We start from the raw sequence: 11,281 nt of genomic DNA on the forward strand, positions 1-11,281 counted from the left end.
CCTTGCCTTCCTTGGCCTGAGAATAAACTCGCACTCCGACCAGCTCCATACCGCTGTGCTCGATCACTGCACGCATGGCGTACGCACCGATGGTACCGGTTGCCCACTGCACAACTCGGATCGGTCGAGACATCTCCACTGTCATTTCTCTCTCTCCTGGGTGAATTTCCGCCTGCCGCGGATTAGATCTGGGATGGTCGCATCCGACTCGGTCGGCCGTATTCGCATCGTGGCCGAGAGTTCGATACCGGTTGTACGGCTGATGATTCGCTATCAATTCCGACTTGCCGGGTCCGCTCCTGGTCCGGCGAACCGTACGGTCAGGAAATCACGTCGTCGCGGGCCGCGATTATGGCCTGTAGCCGGGTCTGAACGGCATCCTCCGAGTGATCGTCGGTGAAGACATAGGGGCGCCCCCGTTCGATGGCGTCCATGACGTTGCGTGCCACGGTAGCTGGGCCGACGGAGCCGATCGGGTTCATTCCTGTGCGGATGCGGCCGGGAAAAACTACGCTGACGCCGACAGATGATCCTTCGGCGGCGAGGTCGTCGCGCAGCACATCGGACAGACCGAGGACGCCGTGCTTAGCGACCGTGTACGGGCCGAGCCGGGCATGCGGGTGGACGGCGGCCATCGAGGCAACGTTCACTACGTGCCCTTGCTGGCCCGTCGCGAGTATGCGTGGCACGAAAGCCCGAACGCCGTGAATCACGCCCCAGAGGTTGACGTCCAGCACGCGATCCGCCGGGAACCATGGCGGAGCGGCTGCAGAATACACCCGCGATGCTCCTGGACCGGAGCTAGAAAGCGGGGGGAGTTTTGAGCATCGCGCCTGCGTCCAGCCGGATGTTCAGACCGGTCATGTACCGCGACTCGTCGCTGGCAAGATATGCGACCAAAGCTGAGACGTCTTCTACCTCGATGTACGGGATCGGCATTGCTTGCATGTTCGGGAATGAGAGCTCGGCGTCGGCCCGCGTCGGATTTTCGAGATCCGGCCGAAATGCCTTGTAGATATCTTCGTTCTGCAACAGGCGAGTATTGACGTTGGTCGGATGGACCGCGTTGAGCCGGATGAAGTGCGGAGCGAGCTGCAGAGCCAACACCTCGACGTACCGGGCTATCAACTGCTTGGCGATCGCGTAGCCGACGCCCCCCGGCGAACCCATCGCGTCCGTCGTCCCCTTGATCATCCCAGCGGTCGAGCCGGTGACGATGATCGACGAGCCGTCCCTTAGATGCGGCAAGGCCACTGCCACTGTGTTCTGGACACCGACGAAGTCCACATCCACTGCGTCGATGAAGCTGCTACAGGTCGTCTCGTCCTGCAGGGGGCAGATTCCGGCGTTCGCGCACACCACGTCCAACCGCCCGAAGTCGGCGAGGCCGCGGTCCAAGGCGTTCCGCAACTGCACCCGGTCCCGAACGTCGGCCTGCGAGGCCACGATGCGCCGGCCGAGTGCCTCGACCTCCTTGACCGTCGTAGCCAGGTCGTCTGGTGTGGCGAGCGGGTAACGCACGCTGGCTATCTGCTCGCAGATGTCGACCGCGATGATGTCTGCCCCGTCGGCCGCCAGCCGCACAGCATGGCTTCTTCCCTGACCGCGCGCTGCGCCCGTGATGAGAACGACCTTGCCGTCGAGTTTGCCCATGTCCTACTCCTGTTTCACTCAGCTCGCGCACCACGGGCGGGTCTCGACCCTCCGCCGAGGAAGCGAGGGTGCGGACCAATCGACCGAGATGCCGGGTCTTCGCTGCGCGGGAGACTGCCCGACAGCTGGTTTTCGAGGGTCAGTACCGTGGTTGGGCGAGCGACGGGCTGCCAGGCGCCTGGTCACCTATGCCCCGCTAGCGCCATATCGCCGTTACCGCAGGTGATGTTGCGGTGATCGACAGCCCGGAGTCCCGGTCGGCTCTCTCGCTCTGACTGCGTGGCCCAGCACCATGGTCCCTTCCTCGTTTGTCGGCGAGTCCGCGAGCCATGGCCGCGAACTACTCCGGAGATCTCGTACCTGTACAAGCGTACGGCAGATGCTGTACGTGTGTAAAGTCTAGGTCTAGGTTCCGCTGGGCCTTCGGACAGAGGTGCTCKGGGTGCCCGGGTCGGCGCTCGCCCTGCGTCTCGATCGGTGAACGCAGCGTAGATCTGCAACCTTGTCCATAACGCTGAGGCGCCCCGGAGCCCGTGGTGATCCGGTCACGATCCGGCGCACGCAGTATCTCGCCGCTCAGGTCGCGAGAAGTTGCTACGAAAAGCTTTGGCGGAGGCCGACACTCCACGCCATACGGGTGTATAATAGAGGGCCTGACGGTACATGGAAGTCTCGCTCCTCAGGCGACTGATCACGACCCCTCTCCTTCTGCCCCAGGGAAGTGGCTCGTCAATCGAAATGACAGGAGGTGTGGAACCTGGCGACGCGGCATTTTGATTTTTCGCCGGCGCCACCCGGCTATAGAAGTCCGCTCCGTCGCCGTTCGCTGACCGGGTCGAGTCGCATGCATAGAGGTAGCTTGGATAAACCCTCGCTCGGCTGAGGTCGGCCGCCGCACCTGGCTCGAGATTGGGCTCTGCGCCGGACTCTCTTCTCAACCCGTGGAACGGCCACCAGCGGCGCAGACCTGGATGCTCCTGCGGTCGACCGACCGGCCTCAGGCTGTCGATACTCGACGCGGTTTCTTCGTATACCCGAAACGGCGAAATCGATGCATGCCCCTTTCGGTGCATCAGAAAATCGTCGACGGACGGCTGACATCGGCAGTACGCCGCACGATCGTCGTACAGACCGTCATCCAAACAAGGAAGAAGTTCTCCGGCCGGGTGCCGATCGGTCCCGGCTAGATCGTGCTGTGCCGCCTCGAAACCGTCGTGGAGACGGCTCGACGCACGGTCACCGATACGAGATGGGGATACATGCGCTATATCTTGGCTCCGCGACTCCGCTCGGCGCACCATCGGCCGTTACGACGGTCCTCCCTCACGCTCTTAGCAGCGACGTCCGCCCTGCTCGTGTCGGTCGCCGCCTGTGGGTCCGACGACGCCGAGACGCCTGCCGCCGGAGGTGCGACCACCGACGCGAACGTGCTTGGCTCGGTGGACAAGGCGGCGGGGGATCCGGTGAAGATCGGTATCATCTCCGATGGCAGATCGGCCACGGTCGACAACTCGGCGCAGTTCGATGTGGCCGAGGCCACGGCCAAGTGGCTGAACGAACGCAAAGGCGGCATCGGCGGCAGGCCGATCAAGCTGGTGACATGCGAGACGCTGAACGATCCGGCCAAAGGTGCGGATTGTGGCAACCAGATGATCGAGAACGACGTGGTGGCCGTGGCGGTCGCCGAGTCGGGAGTCGTCGAGAGCGTGGCGCAGCCATTGGCTGACGCGAACATCCCGGCGATGTTCTTCGGCTCTGGAAACCAGACGTTGCTGAGCGATCCCGAATCGACCTACCTCCTAGGCGATCCGACCTTCGCGACACTCTCGATGCCTATCGGCGTTGCGAAGGACAAGGGCGCCGACAAGGTCACAGAGGTCGTCATCGATGTACCTGCCGCCTTGGACCAACAGCGGATCGCACCTGCACGGTACGAGGACGCGGGTCTTGACTACGAGGTCGTCGCGGTCGCGCCGGGTACGGCCGACATGACGCCACAGATGCAGAATGTCGTGAACGGTGATCCCGGTGTCGTGTTCGTTGTGGGCAACGACTCGTTCTGTATCAGCGCGTTCAACGGGCTGCGAGCGGTCGGCTACGACGGCACGATCACGGCCATCTCTCAGTGCATCACCCCCGCGACGCGTAAGGCCGTGCCGGCCGATGAACTCAGCGGGATGGTTATCTCGGCCATCACGCCGGGTGGCGGGACCGATCCGTCGAGCGTCTTGTACGGCACAGTCATGGACACCTATGGGAATGACATCGACGTCGAGGACACGAGCCCCAGGACCATTTTCATCTCCCTTTCCGGCCTCCAGGCAGCGCTCGCGGGTATATCTGGCGAAATCACCCCAGAAACGATCAATGCCACCATTAAGGCGATGCCGGAGATCGAACTCCCCGGAGCGGCGGGGCTGAGGTTCCGATGCAACGGCAAGGCTAGTCCGGACTATCCGGCGGTCTGCGTCCGGGGTGGCCTGTCGACGACGTTGAACGACAAGGGTGAGATCGGGGACTTCAGGGTTATCGGATATTCTCCGATCGAGGATTGATCTACTGGTTGGTCTGCCCTCCCGGCGAAGTTCTTCGCCGGGAGGGCAGACCACGTGCTAGTTCCAGGATTTCTTATGCATAAGGGCGACGCTGCGACGAATGCGACGGACCGGATGGCCTGCTCGCAGCCGGTCGACCTCGTCGAGAGGGTCGTGTCCGCTCGCCGGCCGGCCCGTCAACAGGCCAAAACGGTTCAAGGGCGTTCCGATCTAGGGGGATCTAGGGGAGAAGCGCGATACCCGCGACGAGCCGGGCGCTCCCGTGGCCTGCGGGATGCGTGGCTCAGCCGACTTCGACAACAACCTTGACAGCGCCGGACTCGCGGTCGCCGGCCACCCGGAATGCCTCGGCCGCGTCTTCGAGTGGGAATCGGTGAGTGATGAGTGCGTCCGAGATCTCTGGACGCGCCGCGAGCATTTCCGCGGCCTGCCGCATCTCCCGCTGACCGGCGTACCCGCAATACCCCATTGAGATCGCCAAGGTTACTTCCTTTGTCAGCAGCGCCGCGTACGGTACGTCGAGGCCGTTGTAGTGCACGCCCAAGAGGGAGACTTTGCCGCCCGGCTTGACCAGTTCGACACTTCGTTGGAGGGCGCTGGTTGTTCCGGCGGCCTCGATCACTACATCGTAGAGCTCCCCAGTCTGAGGCTCCCCGACCACGAGGCGTTCGCGGATGTTGTGTTGGTGGGGGTAGCGGGCCTCGAGCACTACCTCATCGGCCCCTTGATTCTGTGCCGCGGCCGCTGCGAGTTGTCCGATCGAACCACCGCCGACGACGGCCACGGTGCGCCCCGGCGCGGCCCCGCCGAGACGTACCCCGTGCCAGGCGACGGAGGCCGGTTCTGCCAGCGACGCGTTAGAGACATCCAGGCCGGCCGGCAGCTCGAGAACTTTGTGCTTGGGTACCCGGAACTGTTGCACCATGCCGCCATTCTGCATGATGCCGAGCGCGTTCTTGGCCGATTGTGAGCAGAGGTTGTTCCGGCCCTCGCTACAGAAAATGCACGCGCCGCAACCGAAAASACCCTCGACCAACACAGGCGTCCCGTCTAACTTCCTACCAGCGAGCTCGTGACCGAGGATGAACTCGGTTCCCAGTCGCAGATAGTTCAGATCCGTGGCGCATATACCTGCCACGGCCATGTTCAGAGTCTCGCCTTGTTCCCACCCGGGCACGGTATCGACCTCGACGACCACCGGCCGTCCCTCATGTCCCCGAACTGCTTTCATCGCCGTCCCCTCGTTCGTTCTCTCTCGTGACGTGAATCTCCGGTGACACCTATCTGTCCGAGGCTGATCCTGCCGCCCGCGACCGCCACCTCCCCCCGTGGAAGGGGGCGGCCGGGGCCCGGCACAGATGATGGTCGCGTGGTGAACTCCGGACGACTGCGAGCGCGATGTGACGTCGTGTTCCTGCCGTCGGAGCGACAGCAGGACCGCGGGCTCAGCGACCKGCACTCTCGGAGTCGCGCTGGTCGGCTATCCGGCTAGCCGTTCTGCTGGGCAGACTTGCTGAGGGCAGAGATGGAAAGTCATGCTCCTCGGCGCGCGGTCGCGTGCCCTGGCACATGGCTACGAATCGGRCTCGAGGGGCATCGATCCACGCCCGTTCAGACCCCGCCGTTCGGCTCAAACGCCTGCGGGGCCGGGGCCGCCGTGTACATAGAGCGTCTGTCCGGAGCAGAAACTCGCCGCGTCGGAAGCGAAGAAGAGGACCGCGTTGCCGATCTCCTCCGGCTCGCCCAGGCGACCGGAGGCGTTCATCAGGCCGATCGCTTCCGGGTCGAGCCCGTACCGTTCGGCGTCGTCGGTCAGGCTGGCCGCCCGGACAGCTCCGACCGCGATGGCATTGACCCGGATACCTTTGCGGGTCCAGGCGCCAGCCATAGACCGGGTGAGACTGTTGACGCCGGCCTTCGCGGCGGCGTACGGAGCCGCCTGGGGCATCGCCAGCAAGCTGGCACCGGAGGAAATATTCACGATTGTGCCCTTGTCCTGATCGAGCATGGGCACCGAGGCGGCACGCGAGAGGAACCACACGCTGCCGAGGTTGAGCGCCAGGACCTTGTGCCATTCCTCCTCCGTTCACCGCCGCAGTGACTTCGTCTCGGCGCCGCCGGCGCAGTTGACAAGAATGTCGAGCCGCCCGAACTCCCGCAGCGCCGCGTCGACGAGCTGCTGACATTGCTCGGGGCTCGTCACGTCCGTGACTACGGGGAGCGCCCTGCGGCCTAATGCTTCTATCTCCTCGGCGGTGGATTCCAGCGGTTCCGGCCGGCGGGCTGCGAGCAGGACGTCGGCGCCGTACTCGGCGAGCGCCAGCGCGGAGCCGATGCCGATGCCGCCTCCCGTGACGACGGCCACCCTGCCTTCGAGACTGAACCGTCCCGTCATGTGACCGCTCCACCATTTACTCCGACGACCTGCCCGGTCACGTACCCGGCCTCGTCCGTACACAAGAATGCACACACTGCACCGATGTCGTCGCCGGTGCCGAGGCGGCCTGCGGGAACCATCCGCTCGAGCACCTCGATCTTGGGCAGATACTTCGACTGCTGCATGGAACGAAGCATCGGCGTGTCGGCAGTGAACGGCGGGATCGTGTTCACTGTGATCCCAGCGGCGGCGTACTCGAGCGCCAATGCCTTGGTGAGAGCGATGACGCCTCCCCTGGACGCGGAGTAGTGCACCTGTCGCGCCACCCCCGTCTGGCCAGCGGCCGACGAGATGGTGACAATCCGGCCCCAGCCCGCCGCCACCATGTCGCCGATCACCGACTGCGCGCAGTTGATGGTCCCCGTCAGGTTGACGTCGATCGACCGCGACCAGTCGTCGACTGTCAACTGCTCGAATCGCACAAACCCGGAGACGCCGGCGCTCGTGACGAGGATGCCGATCGACTCGAGTTCCGATCGCACGGCGGCGATCGCCTTATCGACCGACGCCCGATCGGACACGTCCACTCCGACGGCGAACGCCTCCCCCCACCGCTTCGAAGATCGACTGCCGCACGCTCGGCTGCGGCCGCGTCCAGGTCGAGCACCGCTATGCGCTGCCCCTGTCGAGCGAGGTGCTCACAGATCGACAGACCTAATACTGCAACGGCACTTGATGGTCGTGGTGGATGATCTGTGTTGTGGTGGTGGAGGCGTGGGCTGGCGAGTTGGAGGGGCTGTGCGGGCGGATCGGTGGCCGGTTCGGTCGGGCGGAGCCGCGCCGGCGGGTCGCGGAGTATGTGTCCGGGCTGGTCGCGGGGCTGGATCGTAAGAACGGGTGGACGCTGGCGGAGCAGGCTGGTGAGGTGAGCCCGGACGGGATGCAGCGGTTGCTGCGCCGGGCGGACTGGGATGTGGACGGGGTCCGCGACGACGTTCGGGATTACGTGGTCGACCGGCTCGGGGACCCGGGTGCGGTGCTGATCGTGGATGACACCGGGTTTCTGAAGAAGGGCACCCGCTCCGCCGGGGTGCAGCGGCAGTACTCGGGGACCGCGGGGCGCACGGAGAACTGCCAGGTCGGAACGTTTCTGGCCTATCGGTCCCGGTTCGGGCATGCGCTGATCGACCGGGAGCTCTACCTGCCCCAGACCTGGACTGAGGATCGGGACCGGTGCGCCGCGGCCGGGATACCCGGCGAGGTCGGGTTCACCACGAAACCCCGCCAGGGCATCGCGATGATCGAACGGGCGCTGACCGGGGAGGTGCCGTTCTCCTGGCTCACCGCGGACGAGGCCTACGGGCAGGTGAAGTACCTGCGGGTCTGGCTCGAGCAGCGCGACGAGGCCCATGTGCTGGCGACCAAACGCAACGACGACCTGGTCACCACCGATGGGCCCGGGTCGCACGGGCTGCGGGACTACGACTGGGCCCGGGTCGAGATCCGGGTCCGGATGTGGTGGACGCCGGGCCGGGGCCACTGGCTGCTCGCCCGGCGCAACCGCACCAGCGGTGAGCTGGCCTACTACGTCTGCTACGGCCCCCGCCGTACCAGCCTGGCCCAGCTCGCCGCGGTCGCCGGGGCTCGGTGGGCGATCGAGGAATGCTTCCAGCAGGCGAAACAGACCTGCGGCCTGGACGACTACCAGGTCCGGGACTGGCGGGCCTGGAACGCCACACATCACCCTGTCCATGCTCGCCTACGCCGCCCTCGCCGCCGTCCGCGCCGAGCAGGTAAAAGGGGCAGCACTCGCACCTGTCAGGACATGATCGGACTGACAGTACCGGAGATCCGTAGATTGATCGCCACCCTCCTCCACCGGCCCCACCCGGCCGCCTTCGTCTGAGCCTGGTCGACCTGGTGTAGACGCCGTCAACACCAGGCCAGACGCTGCCACTACCGCCGACGCGGACACCCACAAGTGCCGTTGCAGTACTAACCCTGACGCGCCGCCAGTCACAACCGCGACATGACTCAACCTGCTGCTCCTCACTCCTGCCCCGCCTCGGGCTGTCGCCTCGGCTCACGGGGTGAAATACCTGTACCAACGTAAGGTACGATGTTATACGCTTGTATAAGGATGTCCAGGGGGGAGTGGCGAACCATGCGAGGAGTGCCGGCGATCTCCACTGTGGGCCGGTACGGCGTTGACATCGATGCCGACCCATGGTCTGTCTACCGTCGGCCGCGGGGCGAGTCCATCTCCCTTCGAACGATCATGCGCGGCGAGGTACTTCACGCCGGGCGATGTGGATCGCGAGCCTCATCCCGAATCCGTACAGCCGAGGAGGAACATGAACATCGACGACATGGTGCTGGTGAGCATCGACGACCACGTGGTCGAGCCACCCGACATGTTCAAGAACCACGTGCCTGCGAAGCTCGTCGACCAGGCCCCACACGTCCAGCGGGACGAGCGCGGCGTCGAGCAATGGATCTACCAGGGTCGGGTCACTGGCGTGAGCGGGCTCAACGCCGTCGTGTCCTGGCCACCGGAAGAATGGGCCTTAGACCCGGCGGGCTTCGCGGAGATGCGGCCCGGGGTGTATGACATCCACGACCGAGTCCGCGACATGGACCGCAACGGCATCCTCGCCTCGATGTGCTTCCCCACCTTCGCCGGCTTCAGCGCCGGCCACTTGAACCACTACAAGACCGACACCACCGTCGTCATGATCCAGGCCTACAACGACTGGCACATCGAGGACTGGGCCGGCACCTACCCCGGCCGCTTCATCCCGCTCGCGCTGCTGCCCACCTGGGACCCGCAGCTCATGATCAACGAAATCCGCCGGGTCGCGGCCAAAGGCTGCCGCGCCGTCACCATRCCCGAACTCCCCCACCTCGAAGGCCTCCCCAGCTACCACGACATCGACTACTGGGGCCCCGTCTTCCAGACGCTGTCCGACACCGGCCTGGTCATGTGCCTCCACATCGGCACCGGCTTCGCCGCGCTGAAGCTCGCCCCCGACGGCCCGATCGACAATCTCATCATCATCTCGAATCAGATCTCGATGATCACCGCGCAGGACCTGCTGTGGGGCCCGGCGATGCGCAACTACCCGGACCTGAAATTCGCCTTCTCCGAGGGCGGGATCGGCTGGATCCCGTTCTACCTCGACCGCTGCGACCGCCACTACACCAACCAGCGCTGGCTGCGCCGCGACTTCGGTGGGCGCCTGCCCAGCGAAGTCTTCCGCGAGCACACCCTCGCCTGTTACGTCACCGACCCCACATCGCTGAAGCTCCGCCGCGAGATCGGGATCGACAACATCGCCTGGGAATGCGACTACCCGCACTCCGACTCGATCTGGCCTGATGCCCCCGAGTTCGTCCTGAACGAGTTGGACAGCGCCGGCGCCACCGACGAGGAGATCGACAAGATCACCTGGCAGAACGCCTGCCGCTTCTTCAACTGGGACCCCTTCCAGGAAATCCCCAAGGAAAAGGCCACCGTCGGCGCCCGCCGCGCCCTCGCCACCGACGTCGACACCACGATCCGCTCCCGGACGGAATGGGCCCGCCTCTACGCCGAGAAGCAAGGCGTCTGACAGCAACGACGAGGCCGGGTTCGATCGGTACTGGCGGTACTCGGCCAACGCCCTGCGTGAGGTTCGGCGCCTCGCTCGTCGTCGGCGGCAAGCGGGGAGCCCGTCGGTCATACCGCCAGGTGATCGTTGGTCGGCGGCAGAGGCTCGATGCGGTCGAGGAAGCGCTCGATGATCTGGACGGTATCGGCGTGGCCGGTGCGAATCCCGAAGCTTTCTTCGAGCCGCATCATCCGCGGGATCGCGTTCATCATGAACAGGAGTGCCGATGGCGTGAGGTCCTCGCGGTCGAGCCCATACCGGTCCCAGGTGGCCGTGACGGCGTCCAGTTGGGCGACACGAAGGCGCTCGATCCAGCGACCGATCTCGTCCTGGATGGATTTTCGATGGTTGGCCAGGGCCATGAATTCCAGCAGCAGGGCGGCTCTGGTTGCGCTTCCTGCCTGCCGCCAAATTTCGCGCAGCGGGTGATCGGCCTCCGCAATCTTTTCGAGCTGCTCGAGGCGCTGGCCAGTGTTGCGCCACAGGAGCGCAAGAATCATATTGTCGAGCGACGGGAAGTAGTATTGCGCGAGGCTCGGGCGACACCGGCCCTCGCCGCGAGTGTGCGGTAGCTGAGGGACGCGTAGCCCTGCTCGAGCATCATTCGCTGGGCTCGGTCGAGCAAGACGAACCGGGTCGCGGAATCGACGGAGCCGACGCGTCGGGCTGAAGCCACTGGCCGACCTTTCATCACTCGATATCTTTCCCCGGTCGCGACTTCGACCGCGTCAACCCTGGCCTGGATTCCGTTAGTACTGCAACGGCACTTGTTAGCGRCCGCGTCGTTTGTAGTGGCAGCGTCTGGCTTGGTGTTGGCGGCGTCTGCGCCAGGTCGACCAGGCCCAGACGAACGCGGGCGGGTGGAGCCGGTGCAGGAGGGTGGCGATCAGTCTGCGGATCTCCGGTACAGTCAGTCCGATCATGTCCTGGTACTACATTCCTAGATCTTGGTTGGTTGGTTGGTTCGGGTTCAGGTGCGTAGAGCGAGGGGGATCGGGTCGCCGCGGCGCCGGTAGTGGCTGGGGAGCGCTCGGGTCTGGTGGGCC

The 11,281-nt window shown here is 65.0% G+C and carries 6 protein-coding genes and 3 pseudogenes; 3 read left to right on the plus strand and 6 right to left on the minus strand.

Translation table 11 applies throughout. The features are described 5' to 3' along the window. Positions 1-320: 320 nt before the first annotated feature. Entirely contained in the window at positions 321-737 is a 417-nt protein-coding gene (locus BBK14_RS04150; protein WP_241831111.1) for an SDR family NAD(P)-dependent oxidoreductase, read from the minus strand. Between the two features lie 64 nt (positions 738-801). Beyond that, positions 802-1,653 (minus strand): mycofactocin-coupled SDR family oxidoreductase, encoded by an 852-nt coding sequence (locus tag BBK14_RS04155; protein ID WP_071059889.1) that lies wholly within the window; start codon positions 1,651-1,653, stop codon positions 802-804. 1,259 nt (positions 1,654-2,912) lie between these two features. Between BBK14_RS04155 and BBK14_RS04160 the strand changes: the two genes are divergently transcribed. Then, positions 2,913-4,208 carry an ABC transporter substrate-binding protein gene (locus BBK14_RS04160; RefSeq protein WP_071059890.1) on the plus strand — a complete coding sequence of 432 codons (1,296 nt, stop codon included), beginning with the start codon at positions 2,913-2,915 and terminating at the stop codon, positions 4,206-4,208. 283 nt (positions 4,209-4,491) lie between these two features. Here the strand turns inward: BBK14_RS04160 and BBK14_RS04165 are convergent, their stop codons facing one another. From BBK14_RS04165 to BBK14_RS04175, 3 genes and pseudogenes are all read right to left on the minus strand, one after another. Next, positions 4,492-5,439, minus strand: a complete 948-nt coding sequence (locus tag BBK14_RS04165; RefSeq protein ID WP_071059891.1) for a zinc-dependent alcohol dehydrogenase — start codon at positions 5,437-5,439, stop codon at positions 4,492-4,494. A 399-nt stretch (positions 5,440-5,838) separates the two neighbouring features. Then, positions 5,839-6,603 (minus strand): annotated as a pseudogene (locus BBK14_RS04170) (SDR family NAD(P)-dependent oxidoreductase). Next, positions 6,600-7,297: pseudogene (locus BBK14_RS04175) on the minus strand (SDR family NAD(P)-dependent oxidoreductase). Before BBK14_RS04175 ends, BBK14_RS04170 begins: the two co-directional pseudogenes overlap by 4 nt. Positions 7,298-7,345: 48 nt before the next feature. On the opposite strand from BBK14_RS04175, the pseudogene BBK14_RS04180 reads away from it, so the two are divergent. Next, positions 7,346-8,414 (plus strand): annotated as a pseudogene (locus BBK14_RS04180) (IS701 family transposase). A 525-nt stretch (positions 8,415-8,939) separates the two neighbouring features. Beyond that, positions 8,940-10,196, plus strand: a complete 1,257-nt coding sequence (locus BBK14_RS04185; protein ID WP_071059892.1) for an amidohydrolase family protein — start codon at positions 8,940-8,942, stop codon at positions 10,194-10,196. Positions 10,197-10,303: 107 nt separating this feature from the next. On the opposite strand, the gene BBK14_RS04190 is transcribed toward BBK14_RS04185, so the two are convergent. After that, positions 10,304-10,735 (minus strand): TetR/AcrR family transcriptional regulator, encoded by a 432-nt coding sequence (locus BBK14_RS04190; RefSeq protein WP_241831112.1) that lies wholly within the window; start codon positions 10,733-10,735, stop codon positions 10,304-10,306. Positions 10,736-11,281: the final 546 nt, after the last annotated feature.

This window comes from Parafrankia soli (genome assembly GCF_001854695.1).
Classification (GTDB): Bacteria; Actinomycetota; Actinomycetes; order Frankiales; family Frankiaceae; genus Parafrankia; species Parafrankia soli.

Coding starts and splice junctions, on each gene's coding strand:
- BBK14_RS04190 (WP_241831112.1), bottom strand. CDS start 10,735: ATGATTCTTGCGCTCCTGTGGCGCAACACTGGCCAGCGCCTCGAGCAG.
- BBK14_RS04155 (WP_071059889.1), bottom strand. CDS start 1,653: ATGGGCAAACTCGACGGCAAGGTCGTTCTCATCACGGGCGCAGCGCGC.
- BBK14_RS04160 (WP_071059890.1), top strand. CDS start 2,913: ATGCGCTATATCTTGGCTCCGCGACTCCGCTCGGCGCACCATCGGCCG.